Origin of the sequence: Mesorhizobium sp. LNHC209A00 (genome assembly GCF_000502915.1) — a bacterium.
GTDB lineage: Bacteria > Pseudomonadota > Alphaproteobacteria > Rhizobiales > Rhizobiaceae > Mesorhizobium.
The window spans coordinates 77,560-95,506 of the sequence record NZ_AYWT01000004.1 but is presented as its reverse complement, the minus strand read 5'-3'; the positions used below and the strand labels follow the sequence as shown (position 1 = coordinate 95,506).

17 protein-coding genes and 1 pseudogene are annotated in these 17,947 nt (G+C 63.2%); 11 read left to right on the top strand and 7 right to left on the bottom strand.

The window, feature by feature from the left end; translation table 11 throughout:
* Positions 1-10: 10 nt before the first annotated feature.
* Both ubiA and X739_RS153725 read right to left on the bottom strand, forming a co-directional pair.
* Entirely contained in the window at positions 11-994 is a 984-nt protein-coding gene (gene ubiA / locus X739_RS153720) for a 4-hydroxybenzoate octaprenyltransferase (RefSeq protein ID WP_023772949.1), read from the bottom strand.
* 82 nt (positions 995-1,076) lie between these two features.
* Positions 1,077-1,988, bottom strand: coding sequence for a LysR family transcriptional regulator (locus tag X739_RS153725; protein WP_023772948.1), 912 nt, complete (start codon positions 1,986-1,988; stop codon positions 1,077-1,079).
* A gap of 90 nt (positions 1,989-2,078) precedes the next feature.
* Between X739_RS153725 and X739_RS153730 the strand changes: the two genes are divergently transcribed.
* Both X739_RS153730 and purD read left to right on the top strand, forming a co-directional pair.
* Positions 2,079-2,900, top strand: a complete 822-nt coding sequence (locus tag X739_RS153730) for a phytanoyl-CoA dioxygenase family protein (RefSeq protein WP_023772947.1) — start codon at positions 2,079-2,081, stop codon at positions 2,898-2,900.
* A gap of 153 nt (positions 2,901-3,053) precedes the next feature.
* The gene (gene purD / locus X739_RS153735; protein WP_023772946.1) at positions 3,054-4,331 is read left to right on the top strand and encodes a phosphoribosylamine--glycine ligase; all 1,278 of its coding nucleotides are present in this window, start codon (positions 3,054-3,056) and stop codon (positions 4,329-4,331) included.
* Positions 4,332-4,350: 19 nt separating this feature from the next.
* Here the strand turns inward: purD and X739_RS153740 are convergent, their stop codons facing one another.
* Positions 4,351-5,463: a glycoside hydrolase family 25 protein gene (locus X739_RS153740; RefSeq protein ID WP_031248062.1), complete on the bottom strand. Its 1,113-nt coding sequence runs from the start codon at positions 5,461-5,463 to the stop codon at positions 4,351-4,353.
* Positions 5,464-5,596: 133 nt separating this feature from the next.
* The gene (locus tag X739_RS1000000170470; protein ID WP_084056266.1) at positions 5,597-5,833 is read right to left on the bottom strand and encodes a hypothetical protein; all 237 of its coding nucleotides are present in this window, start codon (positions 5,831-5,833) and stop codon (positions 5,597-5,599) included.
* 1,927 nt (positions 5,834-7,760) lie between these two features.
* On the opposite strand from X739_RS1000000170470, the gene X739_RS153750 reads away from it, so the two are divergent.
* Positions 7,761-8,513 carry a crotonase/enoyl-CoA hydratase family protein gene (locus tag X739_RS153750; protein WP_023772943.1) on the top strand — a complete coding sequence of 251 codons (753 nt, stop codon included), beginning with the start codon at positions 7,761-7,763 and terminating at the stop codon, positions 8,511-8,513.
* A gap of 8 nt (positions 8,514-8,521) precedes the next feature.
* Here the strand turns inward: X739_RS153750 and pdxH are convergent, their stop codons facing one another.
* A complete protein-coding gene (gene pdxH, locus X739_RS153755; RefSeq protein WP_023772942.1) occupies positions 8,522-9,139 on the bottom strand; it encodes a pyridoxamine 5'-phosphate oxidase in 618 nt (205 codons plus the stop codon).
* A gap of 40 nt (positions 9,140-9,179) precedes the next feature.
* On the opposite strand from pdxH, the gene X739_RS153760 reads away from it, so the two are divergent.
* The 4 genes from X739_RS153760 to X739_RS153775 all read left to right on the top strand — a co-directional run bounded on the left by X739_RS153760 (position 9,180) and on the right by X739_RS153775 (position 12,238).
* Positions 9,180-9,641 carry an RT0821/Lpp0805 family surface protein gene (locus tag X739_RS153760; RefSeq protein ID WP_023783489.1) on the top strand — a complete coding sequence of 154 codons (462 nt, stop codon included), beginning with the start codon at positions 9,180-9,182 and terminating at the stop codon, positions 9,639-9,641.
* Positions 9,642-9,741: 100 nt separating this feature from the next.
* Positions 9,742-10,674 carry a J domain-containing protein gene (locus X739_RS153765; protein ID WP_023772940.1) on the top strand — a complete coding sequence of 311 codons (933 nt, stop codon included), beginning with the start codon at positions 9,742-9,744 and terminating at the stop codon, positions 10,672-10,674.
* A 105-nt stretch (positions 10,675-10,779) separates the two neighbouring features.
* Positions 10,780-11,598 carry an enoyl-ACP reductase FabI gene (fabI, locus tag X739_RS153770; RefSeq protein WP_023772939.1) on the top strand — a complete coding sequence of 273 codons (819 nt, stop codon included), beginning with the start codon at positions 10,780-10,782 and terminating at the stop codon, positions 11,596-11,598.
* Between the two features lie 52 nt (positions 11,599-11,650).
* Positions 11,651-12,238, top strand: a complete 588-nt coding sequence (locus X739_RS153775) for a histidine phosphatase family protein (RefSeq protein WP_023772938.1) — start codon at positions 11,651-11,653, stop codon at positions 12,236-12,238.
* Positions 12,239-12,259: 21 nt separating this feature from the next.
* Here X739_RS153775 and X739_RS153780 read toward each other — a convergent pair whose 3' ends face one another.
* Entirely contained in the window at positions 12,260-12,523 is a 264-nt protein-coding gene (locus X739_RS153780) for a DUF1344 domain-containing protein (RefSeq protein WP_023783490.1), read from the bottom strand.
* A gap of 184 nt (positions 12,524-12,707) precedes the next feature.
* Between X739_RS153780 and aroC the strand changes: the two genes are divergently transcribed.
* A complete protein-coding gene (aroC, locus tag X739_RS153785) occupies positions 12,708-13,805 on the top strand; it encodes a chorismate synthase (RefSeq protein WP_023794590.1) in 1,098 nt (365 codons plus the stop codon).
* Positions 13,806-13,914: 109 nt separating this feature from the next.
* A pseudogene (gene ribB / locus X739_RS01000000166035) lies at positions 13,915-14,879 on the top strand (3,4-dihydroxy-2-butanone-4-phosphate synthase).
* Between the two features lie 20 nt (positions 14,880-14,899).
* Here the strand turns inward: ribB and X739_RS153790 are convergent.
* On the bottom strand, positions 14,900-16,120 hold the full coding sequence (locus X739_RS153790) for an MFS transporter (protein ID WP_023794589.1): 1,221 nt from the start codon (positions 16,118-16,120) through the stop codon (positions 14,900-14,902).
* Positions 16,121-16,240: 120 nt separating this feature from the next.
* Between X739_RS153790 and X739_RS153795 the strand changes: the two genes are divergently transcribed.
* Together X739_RS153795 and X739_RS153800 are read left to right on the top strand one after the other, a co-directional pair.
* A complete protein-coding gene (locus tag X739_RS153795; RefSeq protein WP_023794588.1) occupies positions 16,241-16,849 on the top strand; it encodes a TetR/AcrR family transcriptional regulator in 609 nt (202 codons plus the stop codon).
* An 89-nt stretch (positions 16,850-16,938) separates the two neighbouring features.
* Positions 16,939-17,922, top strand: a complete 984-nt coding sequence (locus X739_RS153800; protein WP_023794587.1) for a hypothetical protein — start codon at positions 16,939-16,941, stop codon at positions 17,920-17,922.
* Positions 17,923-17,947: the final 25 nt, after the last annotated feature.

Here is a 17,947-nt window from a genome sequence, read left to right as displayed (position 1 = left end):
AGAAGGAAGACTACACCAGCGGCTTCAGCGCCACCCACAATGCGCCGCCGATCAGGCCGAGGAAGATTAGCCAGCCGACCTGGTTATTCGACCGAAACAGCCGCAGGCACTGGTCTGGATCGTCGATATCCAGAACCGCGATCTGCCGGGCCATGTGGGCGCCGGCGGCGATCAATCCCGCCAGTGCCACCACCGGCGCCTGCGCCGAGGCGAAGGCGATGGCGAAGCAGATCAGCGTACCGCCATAAAGGCCTGCGAGCCATGTCTTGGTGTTGTCGCCGAACAGCCGCGCGGTCGAACGCACGCCGACAATGGCGTCGTCTTCCTTGTCCTGGTGGGCATAGATCGTGTCGTAGCCGATCACCCACAGGATCGAACCGATATAGAGCATGATGGCGGGTCCATCGAGATCACCGAACTCGACCGCCCACCCCATCAGCGCGCCCCAGGAAAAGGCGAGGCCTAGAAACAGTTGCGGCCAGTTGCTTATCCGCTTCATGAATGGATAGACGGCGACGATCCCCAGCGAACAGACGCCGAGCAGAATGGCAAAGCTGTTGAACTGTAAGAGAACCGCCAGGCCGACCAGGGCCTGCAGGACAAGAAACAGCCAAGCCCGCCGGCGCGTGGTCTGGCCGGACGGCAGCGGGCGTGAGCGGGTGCGTTCGACCTGGCTATCGATGTCCTGGTCGACAATGTCGTTATAGCTGCACCCGGCGCCACGCATGGCGATGGCTCCAATCAGGAAGAGCACAAGGTACAAGGGCGCCGGCAGTAGCGAGAGCAGCGGGTCGCCTGGGCGCGGATAGGCGCTCGCCGCCAGTGCGGCCGACCACCAGCATGGCCACAAAAGCAACTGCCAGCCGATCGGCCTGTCCCACCGCGCCAGCTGCGCATAGGGCCAGATGGCGCGCGGCAGCACGCGATAGACCCAATGGCGGTTCGGCGCATCGGCGACGCGACCCTGGGCCGCTTTCGACTGGACAGGTTCCATTGGCATGGAGTGGCAGCAGCGGCGGAAACCGTCAAGCGGCAAGCGGAGGAGCGGCAAGCGGAGGAGCGGCGGCGGCCAACGGTCACGACACGAAGATGTCGCGTGTGGAAAACCAGACTTTCGCCACCGCGATGAAAGCCAGCGCCGCATTCGACACGCGCTGATGCGTGTCGTGGGTGAGAATGATGCGCTGCATGGGCAGCGGATCCGACAGCGGTTTGCAGACGAGGCGCAAGCCGTCATAGCTGTAGTCGCCATGCGGGCGAGTATAGCTGACCGCGACGCCGAAGCCGTTGGCCACCATGCTGCGCTGGAGTTCGAACGAACTTGTGCGCATGTCGGCCACCGGCGACAGGCCACGGCCGCGGAACAGGTCGAGCATATGCTGCCAGCTATGCGGCTGGTCGGTCGTGATCAGCGGATAGCCGGCCAGATCCGCCAGGCTGACCTCCGGGCGGCCCGCCAGTGCATGGCCCGCCGGCAGCAGCGCATGCGGCCGAAGCTCGTGCAACAGGATGCGGGCGAAATGCGACGGCAGGCCGAGATCGTAGCTGAGGCCGAGATCGACGGCGGCGTCCGCCAGGCGTCGCCCGAGCGTCTCGAACGTCTCGTCACGGACGACGACCGCGACCGCTGGATGGCGTTCGGAGAAGGCGCGGATGAGGCCCGGCGCGAAATAGGGCGCCAGATCCTCGAAGCAGCCGAGCACCAGCTCGCCACCGATGGCTGAATTGCCCGAACCCAGGCTCATCAGTTCGTCGGTCTCGGCAAGAACCTGCTTTGCCTTCGCTACCGCGACACGGCCAAAGGAGGTCAGCGAGACGCCGCTTCCCCGCTGGCGTACGAACAGCTTCTGGCCGAAATCCCTTTCGATGGCGTCGATGGCCACTGAAATCGACGGCTGTGAAATGTTGATCGCCCGCGCCGCGCCGGTGACGCTGCCATGGCGTGCGACGGCGATGAGATAGCGGAGTTGCGTGAGGGTAAGGCTCATAGCCAGAACCTATGTGTCAGATGAGAAGTTATTATTTTACTGAATGAGAGGAGATTGCGATAGTGCCCTCGATCCTGAGAGGAGGACACCATGGCTCCCCAAACCGCCGCACAGCCAATCGACTCCGAAATCATCGATGCGCGGACAATTGCCGACTATCAGCGTGACGGTGCGGTCTGTATCCGCGGAGCCTTCAAGGGCTGGGTCGACGCGATTGCCGCCGGCATCGAGCGCAACATGCGGAGCCGCAGCGCCACCGCGTCCGACATCGCTGGCGGCAAGGGCAGCTTCTTCGACGACTACTGCAACTGGGAACGCATCCCTGAATTCGTCGATGTCGTGCGCAATTCTCCGGCGGCGCGACTGGCGGCTGCGGTGATGCAGTCGCGCACCGCGCAGTTCTTCCACGACCATGTCCTGGTAAAGGAGCCCGGTACGCAGAAGCCGACGCCGTGGCACCAGGACATCCCCTATTATTTCGTCGACGGCCAGCAGACGGTGAGCTTCTGGATCCCCATCGATCCGGTGAAGGAAGCGACGCTGCGCCTGATCGCCGGCTCGCACAAATGGGACAAGATGATCCTGCCGGTACGCTGGCTGGACGATGGCAATTTTTACGCCGCCGAGGGCGATTACCGCCCGGTGCCCGATCCCGACATCGATCCGTCGATGAAAGTTATCGAATGGGAGATGGAGCCGGGTGACGCCATCCTGTTCGACTTCAGGACGGCACACGGCGCGCGCGGCAATATGACCGCGGCCCGGCGCCGGGCGTTGTCGCTGCGCTGGGTCGGCGATGATGCCCATTATGTCGAGCGACCGGGCCGCACCTCGCCGCCCTATCCCGGCCATGGCATGCAGCCGGGACAGAAGTTGCGCGAGGATTGGTTTCCGGTGGTCTTTCAGGGCTGAACCAGCGCCGGAATAGGGGCGGCGGTGGCCGGCGCCCCCTATTCGACAGGGATAACGTTTCCGTGCGCAATCCTCCCTGATGCCTTGACCCGTCGCCCAGAGAGCAATAGCGGGTTGTTCTCTCTATAGGATAGGCGGCATCAAGAGGTGGCCATGAACGTTCTTCTTCTCGGCTCCGGCGGCCGCGAACATGCGCTGGCCTGGAAGATCGCCGCTTCGCCGCTGCTGACGAAGCTCTACGCGACCCCCGGCAATCCGGGCATCGGCAGCGAGGCCGAACTGATTAAGCTTGATATCACCGATCACGCCGCGGTCGTTGCCTTCTGCCGGGAGACAAAAATCGATCTCGTCGTGGTCGGCCCGGAAGGCCCGCTCGTCGCCGGCATCACCGATGATCTGCGCGCCGAAAACATCCGCGTCTTCGGGCCTTCGAAGGCCGCCGCGCGGCTCGAAGGCTCGAAGGGCTTCACCAAGGACCTCTGCGCCCGGTACAACATTCCGACCGCCGCCTATGGCCGGTTCGGCGACCTGGCCTCGGCCAAGGCCTATGTCGAGAAGACAGGCGCGCCGATCGTCATCAAGGCCGACGGGCTCGCAGCCGGCAAGGGTGTCACCGTCGCCATGACGATGGAGGAGGCACAGGCGGCCCTCGCGTCCTGCTTCGACGGGTCCTTCGGCGCCGCCGGCGCGGAGGTGGTGATCGAGGAATTCATGACCGGCGAGGAGGCGAGTTTCTTCTGTCTCTGCGACGGCACCACGGCGCTTCCCTTCGGCACCGCGCAGGACCACAAGCGCGTCGGTGACGGCGACGTCGGTCCCAACACCGGCGGCATGGGCGCCTATTCGCCGGCCCCGGTAATGACGCCTGACATGATCGAGCGCACCATGCGCGAGATCATCGAGCCGACGATGCGCGGCATGGCCGAGCTTGGCGCGCCTTTCGCCGGCATTCTGTTCGCCGGACTGATGATTACGGAAAGCGGGCCGAAGCTGATCGAATACAACACCCGCTTCGGCGATCCCGAATGCCAGGTGCTGGTGATGCGGCTCAGGGATGATCTGCTGGTGCTGCTCAATGCCGCGACCGATGGCCAGCTCGCGCATATGTCGGTACGCTGGCGCGACGAGGCGGCGCTGACCGTTGTGATGGCGGCCAGGGGCTATCCCGGCACACCGGAGAAAGGCTCCGTCATCCGCGGCGTCGACGCCGCCGCCGGTGAAGGCGTCCAGATTTTCCATGCCGGCACCGCAATCAATGGCGGCGCGCTGGTCGCCAATGGCGGCCGTGTGCTCAACGTCACGGCGACCGGCGCCACGGTCGGAGAGGCGCAGGCGCGGGCCTATGCCGCGCTCGACCGCATCGACTGGCCGGACGGGTTCTGCCGCCGCGACATAGGCTGGCAGGCCCTGGCGCACGAACAGGCCGGCTGAAGCTCTGACCGGATGGCGGCTACCGCTGACCTCGGTCGAGGGTTGTCGAAGCGGTGCTGAGCGGGTCGGCCGCGGCAAAGGCGGCGTCGAGTTGTTCTGGGGAGCGCTGTTCGGTTCGCTTCCAGGCGACATATTGCACAATGCCGAACTCCGGCCGTCGCGGTACCGTCTTCACGACTGGCATGCGGAACCCGTCACGAAATTTTGACCAACGCGAACCGAGCACCGCGACCATTTCCTCGAATGTCGGCGGTGTTGCCACATCCGCATAGATGAGGGTGGCCTTGCCGGCGAGCGCGGCTTCGCGCGAGAGCGGCACCGGTACGCTGGCAAGATAGTCGGATGGCACGTCGATCAGCCCGCCAAAGGGCCATTGCTGGCGCAGCGTGGTGGCATCCGTCGGCGCGACGTTGACGTCGATATTGTCAGGCGTGCCGGCCACCCTGTAGGGGCAACGGAAGCGGCCGCAATTGGCTTGTGCCGAGAATTGCCAGAGCGCATAGCCCTGCCAGTTACCCATCGGAAAATGCACGTCGATATCAGGCTTGTAGCGTGCGTACCAAAGCGGCAGCCGCGACAGCAGCCGATACTTGTAGCGGTTGTCGGCGATGTATTGCGCCGTCTTGCCGTTGGTGTAGAGCACCGGGAAACGACCGATGCGCCGATGCACCTGGCGCACGAACTCCTCGGCATCGTCGAGCGACATCCATTGCGACGCATCGATGCCCTCGATATCGAGAGCCATCAGATCGTCCGGCGCGGGATCGGCGAAATCGAGGAAATTATTAGCCTGCTCGACCGGATTGCCGGGGCGGGCGAGATGATAGGCACCCCATTTCATGCCGAGTGCTTTGGCCACGACCCGGCGCGTCTGAAACAGTTCGCGCGTCACCGCATGGCGCTTCCACAATGCCTTGCAGAGCTTCACCTCGGTGTCGCCGCCGAAGCAGAAATAAGGCGGCGGCATGCCGTCGGACGCCTTGTTGATGAAGGCGGTGATGCGCTTGTCGGTGGCAAGCCGCGCCCAGTCGATGGAATTGTATTCGTAGGCGTCGACCACCAGCGCGCGGTCGGCGTTCTTCCACGGCTCGGAAAAATCCGAGGCCTTTGCCGCTGATATCAGCACCATCATCGCCGCAAGAGCGATCGCTGAGCGGCGAAGAGGATGCGCCGGCGTTTTCAAACAGGGAATCCCCGCTGACCAAACACCGATGGTGAGCCGGTATGGTTAAGAAATGCTTCCCGATGCTGAGGCCGCGGTGAAGTCAGCGCTGGCTGAATGGTTGAAATTCGAACGGATCCGGCGCGGGCTCTTGCCGCAGCGTGCCTTCGGCGGGGCGCTTGCGGTGGTGGGCGAGCAAACATTGCGGCGAACACAATATGCCACGATCCGACCAGTAGGCAGCACCGTTTCCCAGGTCGCCGTGATAATAGGAAAACCCCGTTGCCCGATAGGGCAAGCCGCATTCGATGCAGAGATAGGCGTCAGGTCTGGCAAGGATGGGATTGTTCCGGTCGATGGTCTTCGGTCGCCGGTCGATTTGTCCGGCATCTGTCGAATTTAATACAGCCCCGCCTGATTGCAAAATCAGCGTGACAAAGTTTGACGTTTACGTAAAAAGACGATGGGAGACCGCCAAAGGCGGGTGGTTTTGCGGCGGCGCTGGCTCTAGGGTCGGCGAGGCCGATGCATTAAGGGAGGATCGAGCGGCATGTATCGGGCACCGGTCGAGGATATCGCGTTCACCCTGAAGCATGTGGCAGGCATGAAATCCGCCATCGACACGGGAGCGTTCGGAGACCTCAGCGAGGATCTGGTCGACGCCGTCCTTGGCGAGGCAGGCCGTTTCGCCTCCGAGGAGGTGGCCCCCCTTTATAAAATCGGCGACGAGCATGGCGCGGTGCTCAGGGATGCCGCGGTCACCGCCCCGCCAGGCTGGAAGGAGCTCTATCGCCGCTGGATCGACGGTGGCTGGAATGCGCTTTCCGGGCCGGAAGAGTATGGCGGCCAGGCGCTGCCGACCATGCTCGGTGTCGCCGCACTCGAAATGTGGAACTCCGCCGCCATGGCCTTCGGCATCGGCCCGACGCTGACCATGGGCGCGGTCGAAGCGCTCGACAAGCACGCCTCCGAGGAGCTCAAGAGATCGGAAGAGCGTCGTGTAGGGAAAGNCGCAGGCGGGTTCGGACCTCGCCGCCTTGCGCGCCCGTGCCGAGCCGGCCGGTGACGGCAGCTACCGCATCTTCGGCCAGAAAATCTTCATCACCTATGGCGAGCACGATTTCACCGACAACATCATTCATCTGGTGCTGGCGCGGCTTCCCGATGCGCCGGCCGGGACGCGTGGCATCTCGCTGTTCCTGGTGCCGAAATTCCTGGTCGGGGACGATGGCTCGCTCGGCGCGCGCAACGACGTCTTCTGTTCCGGCCTCGAGCACAAGCTCGGCATCCANGCCTCGCCTGCATGTTCACCATGATGAACAATGCCCGCCTCGCCGTTGGGATGCAGGGCGTGGCGGTCGCGGAAGCCGCGACCCAGAAGTCGATTGCCTATGCCAATGAGCGCCGCCAGGGCAAGGCGAGCGATTATTTTGGCGCCGGCATGGCGCCGATCGTCCATCACCCGGACGTGCAGCGCAATCTCCTGACCATGAAAGCGCTGACCCAGATCGCGCGGGCGATCAGCTATTCCTGTGCCCACGCTATCGACATGGCGCGTGCGTCGTCTGGCGACCAGGCGGCGCATTGGCGCGACCGTGCTAATTTGCTGACTCCGCTCGCCAAGGCGTTTTCGACCGATGTCGGCGTGGAAGTCGCCTCGCTTGGCGTCCAGGTGCATGGCGGCATGGGCTTCATCGAGGAAACGGGTGCGGCCGCGTACTATCGCGACGCGCGCATCGCGCCGATCTATGAGGGCACCAACGGCATCCAGGCGATCGATCTGGTGACCCGAAAACTGCCGCTCGGCGGCGGTGAGCATGTGCATGGCTACATCGACGAACTGGCTGGTATCGCCAATGCTGTGCGAACGTCGACCCTCGACGGTTTTGGCCGCGCCGCCGACGCTCTCGATCAGGCGCTCTCCGATTTGACGCAAGCGACGCGTTTCCTGCTNAGACGTGTGCTCTTCCGATCTGATCTGACGCAAGCGACGCGCTTTCTGCAAAAACTGTCGGCCGATGGCCGACCGGAAGAGGCGCTGGCAGGTGCTACGCCCTATCTCAGGCTGATCTCGCTTGCCGCCGGCGGCGCCTATCTGGCGCGGGCCGCTCTTGCCGACCAGGGCCGCATCGCCCTTTGCCGCTTCTTCGCCGAGAACCTGCTTGGCGAAGCCAGTGCTTTGAAGGGGCGCGTCATCGATGGCGCCGGCAGCCTGGCTGCTGCCGCCGAGGCACTGATTTCCGCCTGACCTTCACAAGGAAAACACCGTGACAGACCACATCCTCGTCGAGCGCCAGGGCGCCATCCAGATCATCCGCATGAACCGGCCGGACAAGAAGAACGCGCTGACGCGTGCCATGTATGCGAAAATGTCGGCGGCCCTTGCCGAAGGCGACACCGATCCGGCGGTCCGCGTTCATGTCTTTCTCGGCGTGCCGGGCGCCTTTTCCTCCGGCAACGACCTTGCCGATTTCATGGTCGTGGCCACCGGTGGCGATGGCGGCACCGAAGTCTGGGATTTCCTGATCGCCCTGGCCGGGGTCGAAAAGCCCATCGTCTCCGGCGTCGACGGCATCGCGGTCGGCATCGGCACCACGATCAACCTCCACTGCGACCTGACTTTCGCCACGCCGCGCACCGTGTTTCGGACCCCCTTCGTCGATCTCGGCCTCGTGCCCGAGGCAGGATCGAGCCTTTTGGCACCCCGCATCCTGGGCCAGCAAGGTGCTTTCGCCCTGCTCGGTCTCGGTGAGGGCTTTTCGGCCGAGCGCGCGAAGGCCGCCGGGCTGATCTACGAGGTGGTCGAGGAAGGTGGGCTGGAGGCTTCGGTGCTTGCAGCGGCCGGCCAGATCGCGGCCAAGCCACCGGAAGCGCTCAAGATCGCGCGCGACCTGATGCGTGGCTCACGCGACGATCTGGTTGCCCGCATCGAGATAGAGAGCGAGCATTTTCGCGAGCGGCTGAAATCCGACGAGGCGCGTGCGGCCCTGACGGCATTCATGACCAGGAAAAAGGGCTGAAGGTTTTTTCAGGGATAGAGCCTGGCCTTGTCCCAACCGCCTGCCGCGTTTCGTGAAAAGACGACGCGGTCATGCAGCCGGAACGGCCGGTCGTGCCAGAATTCGATCGTCTTCGGCACGATCCGGAAGCCCGACCAATGTTTCGGTCGCGGGATGTCGCCGATGGCATAACGCGCCGTGTATTCGGCGACCGCCTTTTCCAGCGCGAAGCGGCTTTCCAACGGCCGCGATTGCTTCGATGCCCAGGCGCCGATGCGGCTGCCGCGTGGCCGCGTCGCGTAATAACTGTCGGCTTCGGCATCGCTAACGAGCTCCACCGGACCGCGAATGCGCACCTGGCGGCGCAGCGATTTCCAATGGAAACACATCGCCGCCTTCATGCTGCCAAGAATCTCTTGGCCCTTGGCGCTCTCGAAATTCGTGTAGAACACAAAGCCGCTTTCATCGAACCCCTTGAGCAGCACCATCCTTACGTCCGGCATGCCCTCGGCATCGACGGTCGCCAATGCCACGCCGTTGGCATCGTTGATTTCGCTTTTGACAGCGTCGTCCAACCATGCGGCAAAGAGGCGAAACGGCTCGGCCGCCTCGGTAAAGTCACTGCTTGTTAACTCTGTGTCACTCATAGTTTTTCTCAAATTGTCACGAGACCAGGGAGGTTGCCGATTGTCGCGTATCGCGCAAGCTTTTGACAGCAGGCAATGGGGCGTTATCGCTTCAGCCAGCACGAAAGTGGCGATCGTGGCAGTCGCCCTGCCGCTCGCGGCCTGCGGGGCAGGTGGCTTCAGCCTGCAGAAGGCCGAAGTCGACCGCTCGATCCTGACCAGCAGCACATCGGCTTCGCTCAAGCCGGCTGACTCGGATCGCGACTCCGACCAGACGACGATCGGCAATGCGGTATCGTCCGCCGATATCGAGCAACTCGGCGGCCAGGCGGTGCCGTGGGCGAACACCGGCACCGGCTCGCGCGGCTCCATCACAGAACTGGCGGAATTGAAGGACGGGGGCCAGACCTGCCGCCGCTTCAAGGCTTCGCGCGAAAGCTTTGACGGCGTTGCCATGTTCCAGGGTGAACTCTGTCTTGCCAGTGCCGGCGGCTGGCGCATGCAGGGCTTCAAGGCACTCTGATTTTCCGCCGTCGATATGGAGGTCCGCTACTGGAATTTGTTCCTATGCGAGCGCATATAGGAGGCAAGTATGGACTCAACTCATTTCCAGGGCAGGAAGCATGCGCGACCCCTATGAGGTGCTGGGCGTTGCAAAGAACGCATCGGCCAAGGACATAAAATCGGCGTACCGGAAACTCGCCAAGAAGCATCATCCGGACCAGAATCCGAATGATCCCAAGGCGAAGGACCGTTTTGCGGCGGCCAATCAGGCCTATGAGGTCATCGGCGACGAGAAGAACCGTGCGGCTTTCGATCGTGGCGAGATCGACGCCGACGGCAAGCCGCGTTTCCAGGGTTTTGAAGGTGCCGCGGGCGGTGGCGACCCCTTTGCCGGGTTCCGCCGCCAGCAACAGGGCGCAGGAGGCTCGCGATTCGAGTTCCGCTCGGGCCGTCCGGGCGGCGATCCGTTCGACGGCAACAGCGATATCTTCAGCCAGATCTTCGGCGATGCCTTTTCAGGCGCGCGCGGGCCAGGCGCGGGCGACCGCCGCCAGGCGGCGACGGCAGCCGACCTGAACGTCACGCTCGACGTCACCATCGAGGAAGCGGCCAATGCCGAGAAGGTGACGGCGATGTTCCCGGATGGCCGCAAGGTTGCGGTCAAGCTGCCGGCCTATGTCGAGGATGGCCAGACCATCCGGCTGAAAGGCCAGGGCGAGCAGGGACCGGGCCAACCCGGCGACGCACTGGTCAAGATCCATATCCGCCGCCATCCTCGTTACCGTATCGAAGGCCGTGACCTGCACGCCGACCTGCCGGTTTCGCTGGTCGATGCGGTGCTGGGCGCCAAGGTGCCGGTCGAGACGCCGACCGGCAGGCTCGCGGTCAACGTTCCCGCCTGGTCGAGCTCGGACAAGGTCCTGCGGCTCAAGGGCAGGGGCTTGCCGGAGAAAGCCGGCGGCCATGGCGATCTCTATGCCCATGTGCGCATCATGCTGCCGGAAGGCGGCGATAGCGCGCTGGAATCGCTGTTGCGCGGCCAAAAAGGCTGATCGAGAGCTTTTGTCCCCCGAACTGTCCGGTTTGAACGCTTGAAGGGCCTGTGTGCCTGTGCGATAGGCACTCCACAAAGCAGATATCTTGCGGAGAACACGCATATGGCGGGTGGACAGGGCCTGATGGCCGGCAAGCGCGGCCTGATTCTTGGCGTCGCCAACAACAGGTCGATCGCTTATGGCATTGCCAAAGCCTGCGTCGATCACGGCGCCGAGATAGCACTGACCTATCAGGGCGAAGCCTTCAAGAAGCGCGTCGAGCCGCTGGCGGCGGAACTGGGCGCCTTTGTCGCCGGCCATTGCGACGTAACCGATCCGGCGAGCCTGGACCAGGTCTTCGCCAATGTCGCCAGTCATTGGGGCAAGCTCGACTTCCTCGTGCACGCCATCGCCTTTTCCGATAAGGACGAGCTGACCGGCCGCTATGTCGAGACGACGCGCGACAATTTCCTGCGCACCATGGACATTTCGGTCTATTCCTTCACCACCATCGCCAAGCGCGCCGAAGCGCTGATGACCGAGGGCGGTTCGCTGCTGACGCTGACCTATTACGGCGCCGAGAAGGTCATGCCGCACTATAACGTCATGGGCGTCGCCAAGGCGGCACTGGAGGCCAGCGTGCGTTATCTCGCCGTCGACCTTGGCGCCAAGAAGATCCGTGTCAACGCCATTTCGGCCGGCCCGATCAAGACGCTTGCCGCCTCCGGCATCGGCGACTTCCGCTACATCCTGAAGTGGAACGAATACAATTCGCCACTGAAGCAGACGGTCACGCAGGAAGAGGTCGGCGATTCCGGCGTCTATTTCCTGTCCGACCTGTCGCGTGGCGTCACCGGCGAAGTGCACCATGTCGATTCCGGCTACCACGTCGTCGGCATGAAAGCGGTCGACGCGCCGGATATTTCGACAGTCAAGGATTAGGTCTCCCCGCCTTTCCTCCGTCCAGGCACTGGCCCGATCTCCGGAAGAGCTGATGTACCCGCTGGTTTATATCGTGCGCCACGGCCAGACCGCGTGGAACGCCGAGTTCCGGCTTCAAGGCCAGGCCGATACCGATCTCAATGCTCTTGGCCGCGAGCAGGCGAGCGCAAATGGGCGTCGGCTGGCCGCACTCGTCGGTGCTCCCCAGGAATTCGACTTCGTCGCCAGTCCGATGAGACGCACGCGCGAAACAATGGAACGCATCCGCGCCGCCATGAGGCTCGATCCGCTCGCCTATCGAACCGATATCAGACTGATTGAAGTCAATTTCGGCGATTGGCAGAGTTTTACCTTCGCCGAGCTTGAGAGGCAGTCGCCCGGAGCGAGCCGATCCCGCGCATTGGACAAGTGGAATTTTCAGCCGCCAGGTGAAGGCGCGGAGAGTTACCAGATGCTGCTCGAACGGGTGAAGCCATGGTTCGATGAGCTTCGGGGGCAGACGATTTGCGTGACGCACGGGGGTGTCATGCGCACGCTGTTTCGCTTCGTGCTTGATATGGCCGAGGACGAGGCCGCGAACCTGGAGATACCGCAGGATCGCGTGCTAAAGCTTGAGGGCAGGAGCCTGGAGTGGCTTTAGGACGCCCGGTGACGCCAACTCCTAGTTCGTGTCGCTGTCACCCGGCAACTGCATGTCGGTGACGACGTTTTCGCCATCGGTCACATCATAAGCAATGACGATGTCCATCCCCGGCTTCAGCGCATCGAGATCGGTTTCGGCGTTCAGCTTGTAGGATTTGCCGTCGTCCAGCGTCAGCGTCAGCGCGTCCTTGTCGACCTTCTTGATCAGGCCTTCGGTCTGCCCGGCAAAGGCGGCGGTGGAGAGCAGCAGCGTGGCGGCAACAGCGCCAATCAGGGTACGCATCATCGTCCTCTTTGGTCATTGCGCCGGCCTGGGTGGCGGCGGATCGCTCAACGGCGAATGGAGGAGAGCAGAAACCAACCGAATGTGTCAAAACTAAATCCGTCGGATCACAGTTTGACCACCGTGGAAAACGCCAATAGAAGGCTGGCTTCAGCCGGTTTCGATGCCGGGCAGGGCACTTTCCATGTCTCACAACACGTTCGGCCATCTTTTTCGCGTCACCACCTGGGGCGAGAGCCATGGCGCGGCGCTCGGCTGCGTGGTCGATGGTTGTCCGCCGGGCATCCGTTTCACGCGCGATGAAATCCAGGCCGAACTCGACAAGCGCCGCCCGGGCCAGTCGCGCTTCGTCACCCAGCGTCGCGAGCCGGACGAAGTGAAGATCCTCTCAGGCTTCGTTCTCGACGAGGACGGCGCGACGATGATCACCACCGGCACGCCCGTGTCGATGCTGATCGAGAATGTCGATCAACGCTCGAAGGACTATGGAGAGATCGCCCGCCAGTTCCGGCCGGGCCATGCCGACTACACCTACGACGTCAAATACGGCATACGCGACTATCGCGGCGGCGGCCGCTCCTCGGCGCGCGAGACCGCTGCCAGGGTCGCTGCCGGCGCGCTCGCCCGCAAAGTGGTGCCGGGCATGGTGGTGCGCGGCGCGCTCGTGTCGATGGGCGAAAAGTCCATCGACCGCGCGAACTGGAACTGGAATTTCATCGGCGATGCCGAGAACCCGTTCTTCACGCCTGACCCGGCTTCGGTTCCTGTTTTTACGCAGTATCTCGACGGCATCCGCAAGGCCGGTTCCTCGGTCGGCGCGGTCATCGAGATCGTCGCCGACGGTGTGCCTGCCGGCCTCGGCGCGCCAATCTACGCCAAGCTCGACCAGGACATCGCCTCCGGCCTGATGTCGATCAACGCCGTCAAGGGTGTCGAGATCGGCAATGGTTTCGAGGCCGCCCGCATCACCGGCGAACAGAATGCAGACGAGATGCGCATGGGCAATGATGGCAAGCCGGTGTTCCTGTCCAACAAGGCCGGCGGCATCCTGGGCGGCATCTCGACCGGCCAGGCGATCGTCGCCCGTTTTGCCGTGAAGCCGACTTCGTCGATCCTGACGCCGCGCAAATCGATCGACAAGGACGGCAGGGATGTCGAAGTGATGACGAAGGGTCGCCATGACCCCTGCGTCGGCATCCGAGCCGTGCCGATCGGCGAGGCCATGGTCGCCTGTGCCATTGCCGACCACTATCTGCGGCATCGAGGACAGACAGGTAGGTGAGTAAGGAGTAAGCTGCCCGGTCCGCCGACGCGTCGTTTTTTTTCTTTTCGCTATTCCCCTACTGCCTTACTCCCTTACTCCCTGTTCCATCGAGTGAAACGAGCGCTTTATGCCTTACGACCAGAAGAAGATCGTGGAAGCCATTCGGGCCTTCGAACGTGGCGAGATCGTCGTCGTCATGGACGATGACGGGCGCGAGAACGAGGGCGACCTGATCGTCGCGGCCGTCCATTGCACGCCGGAGAAGATGGCCTTCATCGTCCGCAACACGTCGGGCATCGTCTGCACGCCGATGCCGCGCGAGGAGGCCAAGCGGCTGAACCTCGCGCCGATGGTGGCCGACAATGATTCGGCCCATACCACCGCCTTTACAGTCAGCGTCGACTTCAAGCATGGCACGACGACAGGCATTTCGGCCGACGACCGCACGCTGACCGTGCGCAACCTCGCCAACGGCAATGTCGGCGCCTCCGATTTTGTCCGCCCTGGCCACATCTTCCCGCTCATCGCGCGCGAGGGCGGCGTCTTGATGCGCTCGGGTCATACCGAGGCGGCGGTCGATTTGTGCAAGCTCGCCGGCCTGCCGCCGATCGGCGTGATCTCGGAACTGGTCAACGATGATGGCACCGTCAAGCGCGGCCCGCAGGTCGCGGCCTTNCGCTGCCCTGGGACACGATGCATCACGTCGCCATCGTCTTCGGCGACATCCGCGACGGCGAGGAGGTGCCGGTGCGGCTGCATTCGGAGGATGTGGTGACCGACGTGTTCGGCACCAGCCACCGGCTCGACGGCATCATGAAGGCGATGGGTGAACGCAAGCGCGGCGTCATCGTTTATCTCAGGGAAGGCTCGGTCGGCGTCGCCCATCAGGAGCGCAACCGGCCGGCGCCAGGCGACCGCGAGGACCATGAAGAGGCGCGCCGGCGCGAGAGCGAATGGCGCGAGATCGGTCTCGGGGCCCAGATCCTGAAGGACCTCGGCATTTCCTCGATCAATCTGATTGCCTCACGCGAACGCCACTATGTCGGCCTCGAGGGTTTTGGCATTCACATCGCCAAGACCGAGATCATCTGAGCTCGACAAACCCTGCCCTGTCATTCGGCCGGGATTGCCGCCTCGCATCCTTCCAACTCGCATTCGTGGGTGGCGAGGCTGCGCTGGCCGAGCAGCACAGTGATCAGTGCGATAGCACCTGACGTCACCGAAACCCAGAACCCGTTCTGGGCGCCGAATGCATCCACCACCGCGCCGGCGGCGAACGAACCCAGCGCCATGCCGATGCCGATGCCTGTCGTCACCCAGGTGATGCCTTCGGTCAGCATCGTTTCAGGAATATGCCGTTCGATCAGGCCGAAGGCGGTGATGAAGGTCGGCGAGATCGCCACGCCGCTGATGAACACAGTCAGCGCGAGCGCTGGCACGGTGCTGGCGGTAAGCGGCAGCAGTGTGCCGAGCCCTACCAAGGCAACCGCCATGGCGAGCTGGCGCTGCAGCGGTGCTTTCAGGTTGAGCGCGCCGATGATGATGCCGAGCACGAAGGAGCCCAGCGCATAGACGCCGATGACGAGACTGGCAGTGCCCGGCTGGCCGAGTTCCTTGGTGATCGCCACCGTGCTCACCTCCGTCGTCGCGAAGGTCGCGCCGATGAAGATCATGGCGAAGGTGATGATTTGAACCGGCCCCAGACGGATTGCCGAGCCGCTGGAGCCATGGTCCACCGGCCGCACTTGCGGCTCGGTCGAACGCTGCAGGATGAAAGCTGTCGAGCCCAAGGCGAGGAACAGCGTGCTGACGAGCACGCCCGCTTCCGGGAACAGCGCGGCGCTGAGGCCCACAGACAGCGATGCGCCGGCGATATAGACCAGTTCGTCCGCCGCCGACTCGAAGGCGAAGGCGGTGTTCATCTCGGACCGGCCCCGGAAAATCTCGGTCCAGCGCGCCCGCACCATGGCCGGCATGCTTGGCATTGCCGCGGCCAGTAGCGCCGACGCGAACAGCGTCCATACCGGCCAGTCCTGATTGGCCGATGCGATCAGGGCCGCGAAAGCGAGCACGGAGATAATGGTGGTGGGTACGACAACCCGTGTCTGGCCGAGGCGGTCGACCAACCTCGATATTTGCGGCGCCAGGAAGGCATTGGCCAAGGCGAAAGTCGCCGAAACCGCGCCCGCCAGCCAGTATTCGCCACGCGTCTGCGACAGCATCGCCACGATGCCGATTGGCGCCATGGCGATCGGCAGGCGCGCCATGAAGCCGGCGGCGGCAAAGCCCCTGGCTCCGGGAGCGCGAAAGATTTCCGAATAGGGGTTTTGCATGGTTCTGTTCCTCGACAAGGGGCGATTCCACAATTACATACGAGACGTATAAGTGTTAAATAGAGCATACGCCGCGTATGTCAATTGGCATACGACGCGTATGTAGATAAGGCCAGAAGCATGCATCGACCGCGCAAGGAGATGATTGCCGAGACACGCGCCAAGCTGATTGCCGCGGCGCGCCAGGCTTTCGGCACCATCGGCTATGCCGAAGCGTCGATGGATGATTTCACCGCGTCGGCCGGGCTGACGCGCGGCGCCCTCTATCATCACTTCGGCGACAAGAAGGGGCTGCTTGAGGCGGTTATCGCCGAAATCGACGCGGAAATGGCGGCCCGGGTGAATGAGGTCGCGTCGCGGGCGCCGACCCGCTGGCAGCATTTCGTCGACGAATGCACTACCTATATCGAAATGGCGCTGGAGCCGGAAATCCAGCGCATCATGTTCCGGGATGGTCCGGCTGTGCTGGGCGATCCGGCACAGTGGTCGAATGCCAATGCCTGCGTCGGTTCAATGACCGATCATCTGACCGCGCTGCAAGGGGAGGGGGTGGTCGTCCCCGGCGTCGATCCGGAGTCGGCAGCGCGGCTGATCAATGGGGCGAGCAGCCAGGCTGCGCAGCGGATCGCCAATTCGCCAGATCCCGAAGCGACCTCGAAAATGGTGGTGGCCGCGTTCAAGCAATTGCTCGAAGGCCTGCTGAAAAAACCGGAAGCGCTTTCAAGATGAACCTCCATGGCAGTCCCGCCACCACCTGCAATTGACAATAGCCGGTTTGAGCGCATCCTCGGCAGCCATCTCTGAGGGGAGATTCGGGCATGTGGGATTTCGGTATCGGCAGGTCGGTGTCCATCATGATGCGGACCTGGCCTTTCATTGTCTTTCGCATGATCGTCTATTTCGGCATCACGCTGGCCTACATCATGGCAACCGGCACCGGCGCATCCGTCGGCTATGGCGTCGGCCATATTTCCACCGATCCCGACGGACCATTGTCTTTTGCGATGTGGGGCGGCGTGGTCGGTTTCGGCATCGTCTCGATCGCCGTCTACTGGATCCGCGAATACATCCTCTACGTCGTCAAAGCGGGCCATATAGCCGTCATGGTGCATCTGATCGACGGCCATGATGTTCCCGACGGCCAGAACCAGATCGCCTACGCAAAAGAGATCGTGACCGAGCGTTTTGCCGAGGCCAACATCCTTTTTGTTGTCGACCAATTGGTCAAGGGCGCCATCCGCGCCATCACCGGCCTGCTCGGCGGCATCGCGGCCTTCCTGCCTATTCCTGGGCTGAGCGGACTGGTTTCGTTCCTCAACACTGTGATTCGCCTGTCGCTGACCTATGTCGACGAGATCATTCTTGGCTACAACATCCGCATCAATTCGTCCTCGCCGTTCGAAACCGCGCGCCAAGGCGTCGTGCTCTACGCCCAGAACGGTAAGACCATGGTCAAGAACGCCGTCTGGCTGGCGGTCATCATGTGGGCCGTGTCGTTCGTGATTTTCCTGCTGATGCTCGCTCCGGCAGCCGCTATTCTTTACGTCATGCCCGGGCAGCTCGCCGGCTGGGCTTTCGTGCTGGCAATCGTCTTTGCCTGGGCTTTCAAGGCGGCCTTCATCGAGCCCTTCGCCATTGCCTGCCTGATGCAGGTCTATTTTAAGACCATCGAGGGTCAGGTGCCCGATGCCGCCTGGGACGCCAGGCTGGCCGAAGCTTCGTCGAAGTTCAGGGAACTCAAGGACAAGGCGCTCTCCACTTTCGGCGGTTCGCGCTGGGGCACGGCCGGCGCGACGAGCTGATCGGCCGGGCTCGCGGGCGCACCGG